Source organism: Microbacterium ureisolvens (assembly GCF_015278315.1).
GTDB classification, from domain to species: Bacteria; Actinomycetota; Actinomycetes; order Actinomycetales; family Microbacteriaceae; genus Microbacterium; species Microbacterium ureisolvens.
Map to the genome: position 1 here is coordinate 154553 of NZ_JADIJE010000007.1, position 17605 is coordinate 172157.

The 17605-nt window shown below is 71.5% G+C and carries 15 protein-coding genes; 7 read left to right on the plus strand and 8 right to left on the minus strand.

Going from position 1 to position 17605, the window contains the following annotated elements; all coding sequences use genetic code 11:
- Together fdhD and IM767_RS12485 are read left to right on the plus strand one after the other, a co-directional pair.
- Nucleotides 1-876, plus strand: a complete 876-nt coding sequence (gene fdhD / locus IM767_RS12480) for a formate dehydrogenase accessory sulfurtransferase FdhD (RefSeq protein WP_109211110.1) — start codon at nt 1-3, stop codon at nt 874-876.
- A gap of 101 nt (nt 877-977) precedes the next feature.
- The gene (locus IM767_RS12485; RefSeq protein WP_109211109.1) at nt 978-3332 is read left to right on the plus strand and encodes a glycoside hydrolase family 65 protein; all 2355 of its coding nucleotides are present in this window, start codon (nt 978-980) and stop codon (nt 3330-3332) included.
- 112 nt (nt 3333-3444) lie between these two features.
- On the opposite strand, the gene IM767_RS12490 is transcribed toward IM767_RS12485, so the two are convergent.
- The 5 genes from IM767_RS12490 to IM767_RS12510 form a co-directional block, all read right to left on the minus strand.
- Complete coding sequence (locus IM767_RS12490; protein ID WP_109211108.1) at nt 3445-3660, minus strand: CDGSH iron-sulfur domain-containing protein; 216 nt, start codon at nt 3658-3660, stop codon at nt 3445-3447.
- Nucleotides 3644-4642, minus strand: a complete 999-nt coding sequence (locus tag IM767_RS12495; protein ID WP_109211107.1) for a glycosyltransferase family 2 protein — start codon at nt 4640-4642, stop codon at nt 3644-3646. The genes IM767_RS12490 and IM767_RS12495 overlap by 17 nt, the downstream gene beginning before the upstream one ends.
- A 3-nt stretch (nt 4643-4645) precedes the next feature.
- Nucleotides 4646-5698 (minus strand): iron-containing redox enzyme family protein, encoded by a 1053-nt coding sequence (locus IM767_RS12500; protein ID WP_109211117.1) that lies wholly within the window; start codon nt 5696-5698, stop codon nt 4646-4648.
- Nucleotides 5699-5909: 211 nt separating this feature from the next.
- On the minus strand, nt 5910-6698 hold the full coding sequence (locus IM767_RS12505; RefSeq protein ID WP_109211106.1) for a patatin-like phospholipase family protein: 789 nt from the start codon (nt 6696-6698) through the stop codon (nt 5910-5912).
- Between the two features lie 43 nt (nt 6699-6741).
- A complete protein-coding gene (locus tag IM767_RS12510; RefSeq protein WP_109211105.1) occupies nt 6742-7710 on the minus strand; it encodes an alpha/beta fold hydrolase in 969 nt (322 codons plus the stop codon).
- 54 nt (nt 7711-7764) lie between these two features.
- Here IM767_RS12510 and IM767_RS12515 point away from each other — a divergent pair, with 54 nt between their 5' ends.
- From IM767_RS12515 to IM767_RS12530, 4 genes are all read left to right on the plus strand, one after another.
- Nucleotides 7765-8328 carry a TetR/AcrR family transcriptional regulator gene (locus tag IM767_RS12515; protein WP_109211104.1) on the plus strand — a complete coding sequence of 188 codons (564 nt, stop codon included), beginning with the start codon at nt 7765-7767 and terminating at the stop codon, nt 8326-8328.
- A 459-nt stretch (nt 8329-8787) separates the two neighbouring features.
- Nucleotides 8788-9465 carry a response regulator transcription factor gene (locus IM767_RS12520; protein ID WP_109211103.1) on the plus strand — a complete coding sequence of 226 codons (678 nt, stop codon included), beginning with the start codon at nt 8788-8790 and terminating at the stop codon, nt 9463-9465.
- Nucleotides 9458-10762, plus strand: coding sequence for a sensor histidine kinase (locus IM767_RS12525; protein WP_109211102.1), 1305 nt, complete (start codon nt 9458-9460; stop codon nt 10760-10762). Before IM767_RS12520 ends, IM767_RS12525 begins: the two co-directional genes overlap by 8 nt.
- Before the next feature lie 56 nt (nt 10763-10818).
- A complete protein-coding gene (locus IM767_RS12530; protein WP_109211101.1) occupies nt 10819-11712 on the plus strand; it encodes a hypothetical protein in 894 nt (297 codons plus the stop codon).
- A 65-nt stretch (nt 11713-11777) separates the two neighbouring features.
- On the opposite strand, the gene IM767_RS12535 is transcribed toward IM767_RS12530, so the two are convergent.
- Complete coding sequence (locus IM767_RS12535; RefSeq protein ID WP_109211100.1) at nt 11778-12398, minus strand: DUF1349 domain-containing protein; 621 nt, start codon at nt 12396-12398, stop codon at nt 11778-11780.
- 130 nt (nt 12399-12528) lie between these two features.
- Between IM767_RS12535 and IM767_RS12540 the strand changes: the two genes are divergently transcribed.
- Complete coding sequence (locus tag IM767_RS12540; RefSeq protein WP_109211099.1) at nt 12529-13557, plus strand: NADPH:quinone reductase; 1029 nt, start codon at nt 12529-12531, stop codon at nt 13555-13557.
- 544 nt (nt 13558-14101) lie between these two features.
- On the opposite strand, the gene IM767_RS12545 is transcribed toward IM767_RS12540, so the two are convergent.
- Complete coding sequence (locus IM767_RS12545) at nt 14102-15604, minus strand: HNH endonuclease signature motif containing protein (RefSeq protein ID WP_109211098.1); 1503 nt, start codon at nt 15602-15604, stop codon at nt 14102-14104.
- 807 nt (nt 15605-16411) lie between these two features.
- The gene (locus IM767_RS12550; protein ID WP_162564324.1) at nt 16412-17455 is read right to left on the minus strand and encodes a LacI family DNA-binding transcriptional regulator; all 1044 of its coding nucleotides are present in this window, start codon (nt 17453-17455) and stop codon (nt 16412-16414) included.
- Nucleotides 17456-17605: the final 150 nt, after the last annotated feature.

The following is a 17605-nucleotide window of genomic DNA, read 5'->3' on the forward strand; positions in this document are numbered from 1 at the left end:
ATGGGACGCCTCACCACCCGCACGCCGGTCACCCGGATCGCCTTCGACGAGTCCGGAGCCGCGGTCCGCCGCCGGCCCGACACCCTCGCGGTCGAGGAGCCGCTCGAGATCCGCGTGGGTGGCGAGCCGGTGACGGTGACGATGCGCACTCCCGGTCACGACATCGAGCTCGCCGCGGGGTTCCTCACCGGCGAAGGCGTGCTCACCTCGAGCGCGGACTTCCGCTCCGCCATCCACTGCGGCGGACCCGGCACCGGGGCGGTGCTTCCCGCCGGCTTCAGCGATGAGTCGTCAGCGCAGAACACCTACAACGTCCTCGATGTCACGCTGGCTCCGGGTGTCGCCCTCGGCATCGCCGACATCGCGCGCAACTTCTACACGACCAGCTCGTGCGGGGTATGCGGCACCGCGTCGATCGAGCAGGTGGGAAAGGCATCCCGTTTCGATGTCGGGACGGATGCCGTCGCCCTTGGCGCTGCGTGGCTCGCCGGTCTTCCCGACGCGCTGCGGGCGGGGCAGGACGTCTTCGACAAGACCGGCGGCCTGCACGCCGCGGCGCTCTTCGACGCCGTCACCGGCGATCTCCTCGTGCTGCGCGAAGACGTCGGCCGTCACAACGCCGTCGACAAGGTCGTCGGCTGGGCGGTGCTGAATGATCGCCTGCCCGCGACGGGAACCGTGCTGCAGGTGTCGGGCCGCGCGAGCTTCGAGCTGGTGCAGAAGGCGGTGATGGCCGGCATCCCGGTTCTCTCCGCCGTCTCGGCGCCCTCGTCGCTCGCCGTCGAGCTCGCCGTCTCGTCGGGACTGACCCTCATCGGGTTCTCGCGGGGGCGGTCGCTCAACGTCTATTCGCGCGCGGACCGCGTCGTCACCTGAGCCGACGCCGGCGCGCGGGCCACGGCAGGCGTCCGATACCTGGGCCCCCGCCGGATTGCAAGACCTTCGCGGCCTTCCGATGCGCCCCGCACAATCGAGGCATGCCCGACAGTAAGCACTTCGACGTCTCGCCGTGGGGCATCGGCTGGACCGGCTGGGATCCGTCACGGCAGGCGCATCGCGAGTCGGTGTTCTCGCTCTCCAACGGCCACATCGGCTGGCGCGGCACCCTCGACGAGGGCGATCCGTGCGAGGTCAACGGCGCCTACCTCAACGGTCTGTTCGAGCACCACCCGATGCCCTACGCCGAGGACGGCTACGCCTATCCCGAGCACGGCGAGACCCTGATCAACGCCCCCGACGGGAAGGTGATCCGGCTGCTCGTCGGCGACGAGCCGTTCGACATCCGCCAGGGGCGGCTGGAGCTTCACGAGCAGCGTCTCGACTTCCAGGCCGGAACGCTGCACCGCGCGGTGCGCTGGACCTCGCCGGCCGGCGACTCCGTGCTCGTGGAGTCGGCGCGGCTCGTGTCGCTGACCCATCGCGCGATCGCCGCGATCGAGTACCGCGTGACGGCGCTCAGCGGGCCGGTCGAGATCACCGTCCTCTCCGAGATCGTCGCGAATGAGCCGCTTCCGAGCGTGCATCCCGACGAGCGCGTGATGGCGCCGCTCCAGAACCCCTACGAGGCCGTCGACCGGTTCACCTCCGCGACCGGCGCCACGCTTCTGTATCGCACCAAGCGGAGCCGCATCGGCGTCGCCGTCGCGATGGAGCACGAGGTCACGGGCGACGGCGTCACCGTCGACACCGTGGCGACCGACGAGGAGGCGCGCACGACAGTGACGGCACGTCTGGCGGCGGGTGACGGCATCCGTCTCGTGAAGGTCGTCGGGCACGAATGGTCCGGTGAATTGACGGATGCCGCGCTGCGCGACCGCGTCGAAGCTGCGGTGTCGACGGCGGCCAGGGTCGGGTGGGACGGGCTGGTGCACGAGCAGCGCGCGTTCCTCGACCGGTTCTGGGAGGCCTGCGACGTCGCCGTCGAGGGCGATGCGCGGCTGCAGCAGGCGGTGCGGTTCGCGATGTTCCAGGTCCTGCAGTCGGCCGCGCGCGCCGAGGTGCGCTCGATCCCGGGCAAGGGGCTGACGGGTCCCGGCTACGAGGGGCACACGTTCTGGGACGCCGACGCCTTCGTGCTGCCGGTGCTCACGTGGACCGTGCCCGACGCAGCAGCCGACGCGCTGCGCTGGCGGCACTCCACGCTCGGCCACGCCCGCGACAGGGCCGAGCAGCTGCACCTCTCGGGAGCGGCGTTCCCGTGGCGGACCATCAGCGGGCCGGAGTGCTCGGGCTATTGGCCCGCGGGCACGGTGGCCTTCCACATCAACGCCGACGTCGCCGGCGCGGTGCTCGGCTACGTGCGCGCGACCGGCGACGTCGAGCTCGAGCGCGACATCGGGCTGGAGATCCTCGTCGAGACCGCGCGGCTGTGGGTCTCTCTCGGGCGCTGGGACAAGCATGGGGGCTTCCACCTCGACGGCATCACCGGTCCCGACGAGTATTCGGCGCTGGTCGACGACAACACCTTCACGAACCTCGCCGCGCAGCGGAATCTCCGCGGTGCGGCGGCGGCCGCACGCCGTCACTCCGAGCAGGCGCGACGGCTCGGAGTCGCCGACGACGAGATCGCGGCCTGGGAGGTGGCCGCCGACGCGATGGCGGTGCCGTTCGACGACGAGCGCGGCGTGCATCAGCAGGCCGCCGGCTTCACCGAGCGCGAGCGCTGGGACTTCGAGTCGACCTCTCCCGAGCAGTACCCCCTGCAGGAGCACTTCCCGTACTTCGACCTGTACCGCAAGCAGGTGCTGAAGCAGGCCGACCTCGTGCTCGCGCTGCAGTTCTTCCACGAGTCGTTCACCCCCGAAGAGACGGCGCGCGCGTTCGCGTACTACGAGGAGCTCACGGTGCGCGACTCGTCGCTGTCGGCGGCGAGCCAGTCTGTGGTCGCCGCGTGGTGCGGTCACCTCGACCTCGCGATGGACTACCTCACCGAGGCCGCGACGATCGATCTCGACGACCTTCGCGATGACATCGACGACGGCCTGCATGTCGCGGCGCTCGCCGGCGTCTGGACGGCTGTCGTGTCGGGCCTGGGCGGCATGAGGGACTGCGCGGACTGCCTCGAGTTCGCGCCGCGGCTGGCGGGTTCGATCACGCGGCTGTCGTTCGGCATCCGCGTGGCCGGGCACGTGCTCCGGGTGGAGGTCGACGCCGACGCGACGACGTACACCCTGGCGGACGGCCCGCCGCTGCGGCTGCGCCACTTCGGCGAGGCGGTCGAGGTGACCCCGGGCGTGCCGCTGACACTGCCCACGCCGTCGCTGCCGGACCCGGGCCCGGCGCCGACCCAGCCGAAGGGCCGTTCGCCCCGCGAGGTGATGGCCGGCGGTTAGCTCGCGCTCTTCCTCGCGATCTCCGACCTCGGCGGGTGGGGGCACGGCTCGGAGCGGTGATCGGATGCCGCGGGCCCGGTCCGACGCGCCCGCCGGCAGGAGCTCCCCCGGGTCACGCCTCCGGCGTGCCGGTGCGGAACCCGGAGAGCTTGTGGGTGCCGTCGCACCAGGGCTTGATCGCCGAGGCGCCGCAGCGGCACAGCGCGACCGTGCGGCGGTTGCGGTGGATCGGCCGGCCGTCCTCGTCGATGAGCTGGGCGGCGCCGCGCACGATGAGCGGTCCGTCGGTGTACGGGGTGATGGTGACGGCGTCACGCGGCTCGACCATAGGACTCCTCCTTCATTCCGCCTTCGACGTGCGCGGCCGCTCGCTTGAGGCGGCGCAGGGGATTCGCCGCCCGGGCCAGCCGTGCGTCGCGGTAACGCACGCCGCCGCGCAGGCGGAGCGCCACGGCGATCCAGACGGTGACGGCCCGCTCGGCGAGCCACAGCGGCGCCCAGAGCGCCGCCGTCGGGCCGAAGACGGCCGCACCGCCGGCCCGGCGACGACCGAACTCGGCCAACGCCACGATCGCGACGGCCCCGGCGACCACCGCGCGCCACCGTCCACTCCGCGCTGCCATCACGAACAGCGGCAGCGCGGCGAGCTCGCGCACCAGCCGCCCCGGCTGGGCGAAGTCGTCGTAGGCCTGGCGCACGCGCTGTTCGAAGAAGCGGCGCACCGTCGGCGGCCGCCGCTCGACGTGAAGATCGCGCGCGACGACGACCCGGCCGCCGTGCGCCTGCACGGTGCGCTCGAGCTCGAGGTTCTCGAAGAGCACGTCGGTGTCGTACCCCTGTCCGCGCAGCGCCGAACGCCGGAGTGCGACCGTGCCCGAGAAGTCCCCGCCGAGGGCGCGGTTGACCAGGCTCCGCCCGGTGTCCCAGCGGGCGTGCCACGGCAGCGGACGGAACACGTTCTGCGGACGGACGAACTCCGCGCCCTCCAGCAGCGCGGCCACCCGCAGCAGCTCCGCCCGCTCGTACCGCACGTCGTCGTCGGCGATCACGACCCGGTCGTGCCGGCTGAGGTCGATCCCCGTCATCGCACCGCGTGCCTTGCCGTTCGCTCCAGGCCGGGCGGGGGCGACGTGCCGCACGAATCCCCACATCCGCTCGTGCGCGGCGAACCGCGCGGGCGGCGAGCCGTCGACCACCGTCACGTCCACCCACTGCGACAGGCGCCGCAGGTACGCGGTCAGCTCGGCGAGTCCTTCGTCACCCTCCCAGCGCAGCGGCAGCACGTATTCGAGGGCCTCAGGATGCCGCATCCGTCACCCGGCTCGGCCGGCCGACTGCCGCAGCGCGCCGCGGCCGGCGTCCCACGACTCGAGGATGTGCGCACCCACGAGGTCGTCGACGGCGAGGCAGGCGGCGGCGCCGAAGACGATGTCGGGCAGCAGGTCTGGCTCGTCCTCGGCGAGGGAGCCGGCGAGGTCGCGCCCGGCGATCTGCTCGTGCACGGCATCCGCCTCGACGTGCTCATCGAAGTACCACGTGACGTCCGTTCCGAACCCGTGCCGCCGGAAGCCGTCGCCGTAGGAGCGGTTGGGCAGCGACGAGGTCATCTCGAACGCGGCGAGGTGGCCCACGGTCGCTCCGCGCAGGCGGTGGTTCAGGCCGAACATCGACATCATGTTGAGCGCGGTGAGCACGATCGCCGGCGCGCAGTCGACGTAGGCACCATAGGTGTCGTCGAGGCCGCAGCCGCGCATCGTCTGCGCGAAGATCGCCGCGTGGACGCGCCCGGGGTCGCCGCCCCCGTACTCGTCGGACTGGATCTCGACGAGCGCCGCCTTCGCGCGGCCCGTCAGCCGGGGGATCGCCCACGAGTGCGGATCCGCCTCGCGCAGCGTGTAGATGCTCTTGAGGATGAGGAACTCGTCGAGCTGCTCGCGGTCGGCCTTCTTCGCGACGAAGCGCGAGACGCTCGGCCCGTGCGTCGGAGCCGTGAGCTCGAACAGCGACTGTGCGACGGCGTCGCGCGTCGGCTCGGGCAGGTCGGGCATGGGCACGATCTCGCGGAGCCGTGCCTCCATCGTCCGCTCGAGGCGGATCCGGGCGGCGATCAGCGCCGGGTGCCACTCCCATCCCGCGTCGAGGGCGGGCACCGAGCCGTAGGCGAGCGCATACAGGAGGAACAGCGACAGCTGCACGTCGTCGTCGCGCAGCACGTCGTCGGTCATGAGGGCCGCCTCGGTCGCCTCGGCGAGACCGTCGACGAGCGCTTCGTCGGGCTCGTCGGGCAAGACATCGAGGAGCAGCCCGCTGAGCTGCCCGCGGGCGGTGAACAGGGCCGGCGTCGTTCGCGGCAGCAGGTCGGTCATCGTCATCTCCCGGGTGTGGCGCATGAAGCGTCGCAGACGACGGATGCCGCGGCACGGGGGTTGACGAGCCGGTGCGGCGCCGATACGCCCGAGGTCGCGGAGGGTCGCTCGACCGCCTGGCTCAGCTCGCCGCCTGGCTCAGCTCGCCGCCCGGCTCGGCTCGCCGCCCGGCTCGCCTCACCGCAGGCGACCGATCCGCGCCGTCCCGGGCTCAGGCGGGGGAGTCCGCCGTCGCCGGCCGGTTCCAGCCGGGCGTCTGGTCGAGTGCTGCGGTCGCCGCGCGGCGTCCTTCGGCGATGAGGCGCGGGACGTCTCGCATCGTCCACTGCGCCATCCGCTCCATCTCGGGCTGGATCAGCAGGACGCTCGGATCGGCGATCAGCTCCGAGATCTTCGTCGTCGATCGCATCATCCGCGCGTTCTCCCATTTGGCGTGCAGATGCACGACGACCACGCGATCGGCTCCCAGCTCGCGGGCGGCGGTGTGCGGGACGTTGTCGATCATCCCGCCGTCGGCGAGCAGCCGGCCGCCGAGACGGACGGGCGGCAGGATCCCGGGAACCGCGATGGTCGCCCGCAGCGCCGCGCTCAGCGGGCCCGTGTCGATCGTGACCGCCTGACGCGTTCGCAGGTCGGTCGCCACCGCGCCGAAGTGCCGAGGCAGATCTTCGATGCGCGGGTCCTCGCCGAGAAGACGATGGATGGCGTCGGTGACCACGCGCGTGTCCAGCAGCCCCCAGCGCGGCTGGAAGCTCCACTGCGCGATGCGGCTCCACCGGAAGCGCAGCGCGATCCGCTCGATCGCGTCGCCGTCCAGTCCCGCGGCGAAGGCGGAGCCGACGAGCGCGCCCGAGCTCGTGCCGGTGACGATGCCGGGACGGATGCCCCGTTCCTCGAGCACCTGCAGCACGCCGACGTGAGCGGCGCCGAACGCGCCGCCGCCGCTGAGCGTGAGGCCCAGGCGGGCGTCGTCCTCCGGCGACCCTTTCTCGGATGCCACGTCGCGACCGTATCACCGGTCGGTGTCGCGGGCGGGCGCGCCCTCAGTGCGCGTCCGCTCGCAGGAACGCGCGTGCCCGGTCGATCAGGACCTCGGGCCGCTCCTCGGCGAGGTAGTAGCCGAAGTCCTCCACGTGCTCGAGCGTGAAGTCGTCCGCGTGATCCTGATACCCGTCCAGCACCTCGGGGTGCTCGCGCGCGACGGGGTCGTTGTCGTAGAGGACCTCTCCGTAGATCGCCAGCGTCGGAGTGCGCAGGCGGGTGCTGTGGTAGGCGCGCGCTCCGGAGCGTCGTGCCTCCGCCAGAACGAGGTGGCGGTACACGCGCGACCCGGCACGCGCGCGGGCCGGATCGCGCAGCAGCGACACGTACTGCTCGACGACGTCCGGCGGGAAGACCGCGGGATCGTCCGCGTCGCTGGTCATCTGCCATCGCGGCAGCCGTTGACGTCCGCGGCCGATCAGGCGCGCGCCGAGCCCGGGCGTCGCGATCACGAACATCGGCCACAGCCGCCACAGGTGCAGCAGCAGGCGAGGATGGAACTGCGGGTGCGGGTGCGGCGTTGCGAAGCTCACGTAGCGTCCGACCCGGTCGGGATGCCGCAGGCACAGGCGGTAGCCCACGATCCCGCCGGTGTCGTACCCGATCACATCGACGCGGTCGAGCTGCAGCGCGTCAAGGAGCGCGACGGTGTCTGCGACCAGCTGCGCGGCGTCGTAGCCGTCGCGCGGCGCCTCTGTCCAGCCCGATCCACGCAGGTCGGGACAGATGACGCGGAAGTGCGCGGCGAGCCCTGGGATCACCTTGCGCCACGCCCACCAGTGCTGCGGAAAGCCGTGCAGCAGCAGGAGGGGCGGCCCGTCGCCTGCCTCGGCGACGTGCATGCGCAGCCCGGGCAGCTGGATGAAGCGGTGGCGCACGCCGTCGACGTGCGGGATCGTGCCGGGCGGCGACTCGACCTCCGCCGCGCCGCTGTCATGACTCCTGCCCCCAGGGGGCTCCTTCGCGCCCATGAGAGCAGGTTACTACGGACATAGTGCCCAATCCACTGCGTTTATAGTGAGGGCGTGGCATCCAATCGCGTTCGCGTTCTCGAGGCCGCGGTGGACCTGCTGGGCACCGGTGGCCTCCGCGCTCTCACGCACATGCGCGTCGACGAGCGCGCCGGCCTGCCCAAGGGCTCGACGTCGAACTACTTCCGCACGCGGGCGGCTCTCGTCGCCGGCGTCTCGGATTGGATCGTGGAACAGGAGCTGGCCTCGCTCAACGTGGCCTTCGCGCCGCGCTCGCCGGAAGAGCTCGTCCAGGGCATGTGCGGGCTCCTCGACGTGATCACGCGCGACAACCGCAAGCTCACGACCGCGCGCCTCGTGCTGTTCATGGAGGCCAGCCACGACGCCGATCTCCGTGCCCTTCTGCAGCGTGGGCGGGGCGCCCTGGTCGGGGGAGCGGCCGCGGCGCTGACCGAGATGGGGGCTTCGAATCCGGATGCCGCAGCCCAGAGCCTCGCGGCCACCATGGAGGGCCTCATCCTCCACCGGATCGCGCGGCACGACTTCAGCGATCCGCGGCCGATCCTCGAGCTGGTGGTCGCAGGTATCTTCCGCGCGCCGGCCGTCCCGTCGCCCTGAGGCCGGTCGCGCCGCTCGTACTGCTCCGGGCGGCGCGCGGAATATGGCGCCGCCGCCGCCAGCTGAGGAGCGGTTCGGGAGGAGCCGCGGTTGCGGCGTGCCGGGGTGCGGCATTCGCCTTCCTGCGGGGGGAGCGGACCGTGCGCCGACCGCGCTTGAGGGGTCACCACGTCCGGCGACGACTTGGTCACCGTCGATGGTGGACCGCCGGAGAACGCGGTCGCGGTGCAGCGGGTGCGCGAGTGGGCGAGCCGTTCTCGACGAAGGCCGCCGAGCAGGACCGCTGCTCGTGGCATCGGCAATGCGGGGACTCCTGGAGGTCCTCGTCTCGTCACAGCAGAGGCTCACGGGGCCGGACGCACCAGCAGCACCCACCGCGACTCGCGCCGGGCGCGACGGAGCGGGTCGAACACCCGCGCTTCAGGCGGGATTCAGCCGTCGCGGGCCAGACTGGACCCGATGCGGATTCTGGTGGTGGATGACGAGGTGCGCCTGGCCGACGGCATCCGTCGCGGTCTCGAGGCCGAGGGCTTCGGGGTCGATGTCGCGCACAACGGCGTGGACGGGCTGTGGCGGGCCCGCGAGATCTCGTATGACGCGATCGTGCTCGACCTGATGATGCCCGGCATGAGCGGCTGGAAAGTCTGCGAGGCGCTGCGCGCCGAGGAGAACTGGACGCCGGTGCTCATGCTGACCGCGAAAGACGGGGAGTGGGACCAGGTCGAGGCGCTCGAGACGGGCGCCGACGACTACGTCACCAAGCCCTTCTCGTTCGCCGTGCTCGTCGCGCGGCTGCGCGCGCTCATCCGCCGGGGCGGCGTCGAACGGCCGACCGTGCTCGAGGCGGGCGACCTGCGGCTCGATCCCGGCGCCCGCAAGGTCTGGCGAGGCGACTCCGAGCTCGACCTCACATCGCGCGAGTTCTCGGTGCTGGAACACCTGATGCGCCATCGCGGTCAGGTGCTGTCGAAGCGCGACCTCATCGCGGGTGTGTGGAACGACGACTTCGAGGGCGACCCCAACATCGTCGAGGTCTACGTCGGGCACCTCCGACGCAAGGTCGACCGGCCCTTCGGGCGTTCGGCGATCGAGACCGTCCGCGGCGCGGGGTACCGTCTGGCGGCCGACGGTGGCTGAGCGGCGCCGGCGCTCGCTGCGCGCGCGCATCACCGCCGCGGCGACGCTGGTCGTGGCCGCGGCGCTCGTGGTCGGGGCGCTGGCGTTCTACGGCATCCTGTCGGTCAGCATCCGCGACGCCACCGTGCGTGCGGCCGAGACGCGCGCCGAGCAGCTCGCGGCCCGGGTCGACGCCGAGGGGCCCGGTGCGGTGGCCGACCTCGATGACGACATCGCGCAGGTGCTCGACGCCGGAGGACGGGTCGTCGCGTCGTCCGAAGAGGCGGAGGGCGGCGACCTGCCCGACGTGGGCGGGGCACCCGTCATCACCAACGACGACGAGCCGGTGATCGTGGTGCGCGAAGACCTCGACGACGGCGGCACGCTGCTGCTCGCCGTCTCGGTGGAAGACGACCAGAGCACCCTCGCGACCGTCGCGCTGCTGCTCTCGGTCGCCGTCGTCGCTGTCGTCGGCCTGGTCGCGGCGATCACCTGGTGGGTGGTCGGACGCGCGCTCCGCCCCGTGGCGCGCATCCGCGCCGAAGTCGACGACATCACCGCCGACCGGCTCGACCGTCGCGTGGCGGTGCCGGCGTCGGGCGACGAGATCGCAGCGCTGGCCGGCACGATGAACCGCATGCTGGACCGATTGGATGCCTCCGCCACGGCCCAGCGCCGGTTCGTGTCGGATGCCTCGCACGAGCTCCGCTCACCGCTAGCGACGATCCGCCAGCACGCCGAGCTCGCGCAGCTGCATCCCGAAGCGACGTCCGTCGACGACCTCGCCGAGGTGGTCCACGGCGAGGGACTGCGGATGCAGGAGCTCGTCGATGCACTGCTGCTGCTGACGCGGCTGGACGAGCGTGCCGCGCTGCACCGGGAGTCCGTCGACCTCGACGATCTCGCGCTCGCCGAGGTGAAACGGCTCCGCGCCGGCGGCCCGGTCGTCGATGGCTCGGGCATTCACGCGGCGCGCGTGCAGGGTGATGCGCGCCTGCTCGGGCAGCTCGTGCGCAACCTCGCCGACAACGCCGCCCGTCACGCCCGAAGCGCCGTGGCGATCGGCGTCGCGGAGCGCGACGGTCACGTGATGCTGACCGTCGACGACGACGGCGTCGGGGTCCCGCCGGAGGAGCGGGAGCGCATCTTCGAGCGCTTCGTGCGGCTCGACGAAGCCCGTGCGCGGGATGCCGGGGGCAGCGGTCTGGGACTCGCGATCGTCCGCGCAATCGCGGAGGCCGAGGGTGGCGGCGTGCGGGTCGGGGACTCGCCGCTGGGCGGTGCCCGGTTCGAGGTGGTGCTGCCGGTCGCTCCCTGAACCCGGCTTCAGGATGCTTCAGGCCAGCTTCAGCGACCGCTCGGCACCATCGAAGCATGGACGACAAGAACAGCACCCCCGAGACTTCCCCCGCCGCTGACCGCCCCGCCGACGCCGGCCGGACCGACGCCGTCGCAGGCACTCCGGCTCCGGCCGTCGGTACCGGGTCGACCGACGCGGCTTCGGCGACCCGCGCACACTCGGCCGACGCTCCTTCGACTGCCGCCTCGGCGGCGACTCCTGCGCCCGCCCATTCGACCGAGGCAGGTCGGGCCGACACTTTCGCCGCGCCGCCCGCAGCGGGCCCGAAGCGTCGCCGCACGCGCGGTCTGCTTATCGCCGGCGGCTCCGTGCTCGCTGCCGCGCTGCTCGCCGGAGGCGGCATCGCCGTCGGGGCGGCCATCGCGGACGAGCTGGGGGACGGCGACGACACCTCGTCGTCGGTCTCCGACGACCAGGACGACGACTCCCGCGACGGCGGCGGTGACGACGCGAACGACGACAGCGCCGGAGGCGACCTGTCGAACCTCGGCACCGACTCCGCCGACGACGTCGTCGCCATGGTCGACGCCGCGGCCGCCGCGGGTGAGGGTGAGCCGGTCTCGATCGAGTTCGAGCGCGACGGCAGCGCCGAGGTGACTCTCGAAGCGGCCGACGGCGCCGACACGGAAGTGCGCGTCGACGCGGCGGGCGAGGCATCCGTCATCTCCACCGAGCAGGCCGACGCCGACGACACCGCACCGCAGAACGTGCTCGACACCGATGCGATCGCTGCGATCGTCGACGCGGCGCTCGCCGAGGCCGACGGCCGGGTCGTCGAGATCGAGGCCGACGACGACAGCGCGTCGCCGTGGGACGTCACGGTGCTGACCGGTGCCGGCGAGTTCATCGAGATCGGTCTGGACACCGAGTTCGCAGTGGTCGGGACGGGCACCGACAGCGACGACTGAGCAGGTCAGAAGAACGGCGGCCGCGGGATCCCCGCGGCCGCCGTTCGACGTCAGGACAGCAAGGATCAGCTGCCGTCGCGGAGGTCGCCGAGAGTCTTCCGTTCGAAGCGGACGTCGTCGAACCACACGGCGCATCCGTCGCCGGTCGGGCTCTGCCCCTCGAAGCCGAGCTTCACGTCTCCCAGGTCGTCGCCCAGCGCGAACGCGCGGACGAAATGCCACCAGGTGCCGTCGGTGGAGGCGTGCAGTGCGAAGACTCGCCCGATCCGCGAGATGCGGAGCCAGACCGCGTCGCCGTCGACGGTGAACGAGTTGGCGTCGTCCGACACGCCGCGCGTGACGACCGACACCACCATCGTCTCGCCGGCCGGCGACCGCTCGAAGCACAGCTTGGCCCAGTGCCGCTCGTCGGCCCAGATGAGCAGGACGGCGGCGTCGAACATCGCGCGGAAGTCCGCGCCCGCACGCGCCGAGAAGACGAAGTCCCCCTCGCCCGGCGTCCCGAGCAGTGTGACCGCATTGAGCATGGTCTCGGCAGCGGTCCCGCTCTCGCCGCTCGGGTCGACGAAGAGGTCGCTGTGCGCCGGCGCGTTCACCGCCACGCGGTCGTCGGCGACGGTCCAGTCCGAGCCCTCCGACGCGATCAGTTCGAACGGGACGCCGGGAACGGAGAAGGATGTCGACATCGAAGTGCTCCTGCAGATGGGGGTCGGTCTCGGTGGGCCGAGTGGGTGACGGATGCCGCGACCCGCGGCATCCGTCTTCATCATGCCTGTCGCGGGAAGGCTGACGCGGCTTCTCGCGTTGGCTTGTGGCATGCGATCGATCGTCTACTCCCAGACCGGCAGCTCTTCCGTCCTCTCGCTCGTCGACCGTGAGCCCGCGGATCCCGGGCCGGGGGAGGTGCGCGTCCGGGTCACCGTGTCGGGGGTCAACCCGACCGACTGGAAGTCGCGCGCCGGCAGCGGGCAGAAGCCCGCGTTCGACGAGATCGTGCCCAATCAGGATGGTGCGGGAGTGGTGGACGCCGTCGGCGAGGGCGTCACCGATCTCGCGGTCGGCGACCGCGTGTGGCTCTATCTCGCGCAGCACCAGCGCCCGACCGGCACCGCACAGGAGTACACGGTGGTGCCGGCGGAGCGTGCGGTGAAGCTGCCGGAGGGGATCGGCTTCGATGTGGCCGCGAGCCTCGGGGTGCCCGCGATGACGGCGCACCGGGCGCTCACGGTTCACGAGTTCGGTCCGGCGCGGCTGGCGCCGGGGGCGCTCGACGGGCGTGTGGTGCTGGTCGCCGGGGGAGCGGGAGCCGTCGGGCACGCCGCCATTCAGCTGGCGGTCTGGGCCGGTTCGACGGTGATCGCGACGATCTCGAGCGACGAGAAGGCCTCGCTCGCCCGTGCCGCCGGTGCGCACCATGTCGTCAACTATCGCGAGGGTGACACCGCTGCGCAGATCTCCGCCCTCGCTCCCGGCGGCGTCGACCACGTCGTCGAGGTCTCGATCGTCCAGAACGCCGGTCTTGATGGACAGGTCATCGCCAACCACGGCTCGATCGCGTACTACGCCGACAACGGCGGTGCGGAGGCCACCATCCCTGTGCGGCCGACCTTCGCGAAGAACGTGCGCATCCAGGGTCTGCTGCTCTACACGGTCGGTGAGGCGGCTCTGTCGGCGGCGGTCGAGGACATCACCGCCGCGCTGCGCGACGGCGCACTTCCGGTAGGCGAGTCGGCGGGTCTGCCGTTGACGTGGTTCCCTCTCGACGAGGCCGCCGCGGCGCACGATGCGGTCGAGCAGAACACGGTCGGCAAGGTGCTCATCGACGTCTCGGGCGACAACAGCTGACGGCGACTCCGTCTCGACGTGCGGGCTGGATGCCGCGACTTCCCGTTCGGGGAGTGATCTAGGTCGAGACGTCGTTCTCGATCTCTTCGGCGAGATCGTCGAGGCGTTCCGGGCGTAGGTCGACGCCGGCGTCGTGGAGTCGTTCGTCGAGCACGTGTCTCACGTCCTCCACGACGTGGCCTTGGCGGATCTCGTCGCGAACGTCGTGGGCGACATGTTCGATGACGTCTTCCTCTTCGTCGTCGCCGACAGGCTGGTTCTTCGAGTGGTGTCATGGCCCGATCATGTGCCGTTCCGGTGTTCGCATGGACCCCCTTGACGGCTGCGGCAAGACCCTGATGGCCTTCGGGCGGCGCGGGGTTCGAGCGCGCCCGACGTGGGTGTCAGCGGTGGTGGTCGAGGCGAGGCGAGGCGTGGCGTTCGATGCGTCGCGCGGGGGAGCGAAGGCTTCGTAGCCATCGGGTTTCGTCGCGCTTGGTTCGACGCGTTCCTCCTCGACGGGTGAGGTTGCGTCGTGGTCGGTGCTGCGACTCAGCGTCCGCCGCTAGCTGTACCCGGCGATGAGTCTTCGTGGCGGTGGTCGAAGGTCGCCGAAATCGTAGCGCCGGGCGATTCGCGCGGGCAGCCTGGTGGGCGGAATGCCCGGGCGATGGAGGATGAAGTCGTCTTTCCCCTTTCTGGTGATGCGCCAGCCGTGATGGTGCAGGTTCATGTGATGGAACGGGCACAGCAGGACGCCTCGGTCGATGTCGGTACGACCACCATGGGCGAAGGGGTCGACGTGATGGGCCTCGCAATATGATGCGGGTCGGTCGCAGGCCGGGATCCGGCATCCGCCGTCTCGAATCGCGAGCGCGATGCGCTGTTTCGGGGTGAAGAGGCGGGCTTCTCGGCCGACATCGAGTGGGTTGCCCGCCGAGTCGAGCGTGACTGTCGTGGCGCCGACATCGCATGCCCGGGTGCCGATGACCCAGCCCGGCAGGGGTGCGCCGGTGTCTTCGACCAGGGCGACAGTCGGCCGACCGTGCAGGGCGTCGTCGTGGGCGGCCCGCGTGGCGACGACGCGGATGCCGGCCTGACGGGTGCCGAACACCGTCTGGGCGTCGGCGAGTGCGCCGGCGCGGATGATGTCCATGACCAGGTCGTAGGCGAGCTGGTCGTTGGTGCGCGGATCGTCCTGCAATTCTTGGGCTCGCGCGGCCTCGTCGGGATCGACGAAGCGGGGTCCACCACGACGGGGACGTAGTGTGGTGCCGATGATGGTCTCGATGCCGACGGCCCCGACGTCGTCGAACGTGAAGCTGCCGCGGCGCACGCCATCGCGGTCGGTCCAGGTGCGGAACGAGCGTGCTTCGAATCGCTCGTCGAAGCGGCGCTGCGCACCATCCGGATCGAGGAGATCGCGGACGGCCCGAGCGGCCGTCGCGAGTTCTTCGACGGTGCGCACCTGCGCCTCATCGATGAGCTGTTCCGCCGCCATGGTCCAGGCGTCGCGTGCCGCCGGGTCTTCGGCGTCGGAGTGGGCGATGGTCGGCGGCGTTCCGAGACCCCGGAAGATCGCGTCGTGCTGAGCTGACGTGAGCGCGCCCGACATGAGCGCTTCACCGAGCGCCGCGTGCCACGGAGGCTGGGGCGGCACGGCAGGCGCGATGCTCTCGAGAAGACCGGTACCGGGAGCCGTCGGATCGACCGGAGCGGCCGACACGGACGCCGCCGCCAGAGCCTCGCCGATTCGCACCTGCTTCGTCGCATCGGCTCGTGTACTGCCGGTGAGGTCTTGGATGAGCGAGACGGCTGAGCGGTGCCCGCGCTTCTGGGCGAGTCCGCCGTGGCCCGCCTCCCTCGTCGAGCGGGCTGCCACCACGCCGGATGCCGCGATACGTACGCACTCAGCGGTGCGCACCAGCGTGGTGGCGTTCTCGATCACGGTCAGCAGGACGTCATCTTCGAGCCGCTGCACCGCCGCCGGAATGCTGGTCGGTTCACTCTCTCCGAGCGCAGTGCGCAACGCGTCAAGCGCCGCTCGCATATCGGAGAAGATGTCCATGATTCATTCTCCTATGGACCTCCGACATTCGAACAAAACATCGATGAATCGCCAGTCCGTCCTCTCCGCGTCGACCCAGACACGATGGCGGACGCTGCCGACGTGTGCCGGGATTGACCCGAACTGGTGGCCTGCATGCTCGGTTTTGGCGCACTGAGAGCCCCGTTGCGCGTCGTTCCTCACGAGCGGCCGGGGTGTGGATGTCGCCCGGAAGGCGCCGACACTGACAATTCGGCGCGGACCCGTCGTCCGGGACGACGGCGGTGCATCGCTTTTCGAGCATCGCGGCGACCCCGAGAGCGCGTCGGGGCGCGGCTGCAACACGGCTATCACTGTGCCGTCTCGGATGTCTTCCCTCTTGACCATTGAGGGTGGCGCCCCACGAGTTCGCGTGCCGTATCCCGGCATCGGAGTGCTCACAGCAAGGGATCTTCGCAACGAGCGACTACTTCGCAACCACGACGCCGCGCCGAGTCCTTCTGAACCGGCCCCCGCGCGCCCGCAGAGCGCGCCTGCTGATCACGGCCACACCCCGGAGTCGGCGAGGTGCTCATCGACGTCATCCGTCAGGAGCAAGGTGCTGATCGACGTCGCCCGTGGGGCTGGCACTGACCTGGCCCAGGCCGACGCGACCGCCGAGACTCGCAAGGCGCTGACGAACGCCACGCGCCAGGTTCGAGACCGAACTCGCCCTCACTGGCTCCGCTGCCGTCGACGGATGCTCCGCCCCAGCCAGCGCCCGACCGCCCCGCCAGCACATCGCCCGGCCGCACGCGGCCGTGACGGCGTCAACGGAAACCGCGCCGGTCAGCGCACATCCTCCCGAGGCGCCGGTCCTGACGACTCCCGCACCACGAGGTGCGGGACCTCGATCGGCACGGACCTCGGGGGCACTCCTTCGATCTGGCCGATGAGGGAGGCCACCGCCTCGCGGCCCCGAGCGACATGGTCGACGCGCAGTGTCGTGAGCGGCGGGTCGATGTACGCCGACTCGGGAAGGTCGTCGATGCCGACGACGCTGACGTCCTCGGGAACCCGCAGCCCTCGCCGCTTCAGCGCAAGGATGGCGCCGATCGCCATCTGGTCGTTGGCCACGACGTAGGCGGTCGCATCGGGCAGCTCGGGCAGCCCTGCGATGGCGTCGAAGCCCGACCGTGCGGACCAGTCGCCCGTGTACTGGCCGATGTGGATCAGCCCTAGGTCCTCGACCGCCGAGGCGAAGGCTCGGGCGCGATTGCGGCCGGCGGACCAGTTCGAGGGGCCCGCGATGTGGGCGACCCGGCGGTGGCCGAGGTCGCGCAGGTGCGCCATGAGGGCAGGCATGCCCACGCGGGAGACGTCGGTCTTGGCAAGCCGCGTGTCGTCGGCCTCGCTGTGGATGTAGGCCGGCATCGTGAAGCTGGCGGCGTCGAAGGCGTGGAGCATCTCGTCGGTGGAGGCGAGCGCGAGGATTCCGGCGAGCGAGTACGGACCGATGAGGGCGAGCGATCGCTGGATCGAGTCGCCGTCGTGGGCGTCCAGGGGGATGAGGTCGAGGAGGTATCCCGCCTCGCGCGCTTCCATCGTGGCACCGTGCGCCGTGAGGCTCGGTCCGGTCTCGGATTCGTCGTGGACCAGCGCGCCGATGCGGTGGGCTCGCCCGGACTTGAGGCTGCGGGCAGTCAGGTTCGGCTGATAGTCCAGCTCCGCCAGCGCGGCCTCGACGCGCGCCCTGGTCTCGGGGCGGATGCCGGGGAAGCCCCTCAGGAACCGGCTGACGGTCTGATGCGAGACGCCGGCATGCTGCGCGACGTCGTAGATCGTCGCGGCGCGGCCCGACGCCCCCGCCCCCGACGCCCCAGGTGCTGACACCCCACGCCCCGACACTCCGGACCCCGACACCCCGGACCCCGACACCCCGGGCCCCGACGCCCCAGGCGCCACCGCCCCAGGCGCCACCGCCCCAGGCGCCACCGCCCCAGGCGCCACCACGCCAGGCGCCAACGCCCCGGGCCCCGACGC

Excerpts from the sequence above, each read along its gene's own strand:
- fdhD (WP_109211110.1), top strand. The coding sequence starts at position 1 with ATGGGACGCCTCACCACCCGCACGCCGGTCACCCGGATCGCCTTCGAC.
- IM767_RS12485 (WP_109211109.1), top strand. The coding sequence starts at position 978 with ATGCCCGACAGTAAGCACTTCGACGTCTCGCCGTGGGGCATCGGCTGG.
- IM767_RS12490 (WP_109211108.1), bottom strand. The coding sequence starts at position 3,660 with ATGGTCGAGCCGCGTGACGCCGTCACCATCACCCCGTACACCGACGGA.
- IM767_RS12495 (WP_109211107.1), bottom strand. The coding sequence starts at position 4,642 with ATGCGGCATCCTGAGGCCCTCGAATACGTGCTGCCGCTGCGCTGGGAG.
- IM767_RS12500 (WP_109211117.1), bottom strand. The coding sequence starts at position 5,698 with ATGACCGACCTGCTGCCGCGAACGACGCCGGCCCTGTTCACCGCCCGC.
- IM767_RS12510 (WP_109211105.1), bottom strand. The coding sequence starts at position 7,710 with ATGGGCGCGAAGGAGCCCCCTGGGGGCAGGAGTCATGACAGCGGCGCG.
- IM767_RS12520 (WP_109211103.1), top strand. The coding sequence starts at position 8,788 with ATGCGGATTCTGGTGGTGGATGACGAGGTGCGCCTGGCCGACGGCATC.
- IM767_RS12530 (WP_109211101.1), top strand. The coding sequence starts at position 10,819 with ATGGACGACAAGAACAGCACCCCCGAGACTTCCCCCGCCGCTGACCGC.
- IM767_RS12535 (WP_109211100.1), bottom strand. The coding sequence starts at position 12,398 with ATGTCGACATCCTTCTCCGTTCCCGGCGTCCCGTTCGAACTGATCGCG.
- IM767_RS12540 (WP_109211099.1), top strand. The coding sequence starts at position 12,529 with ATGCGATCGATCGTCTACTCCCAGACCGGCAGCTCTTCCGTCCTCTCG.
- IM767_RS12545 (WP_109211098.1), bottom strand. The coding sequence starts at position 15,604 with ATGGACATCTTCTCCGATATGCGAGCGGCGCTTGACGCGTTGCGCACT.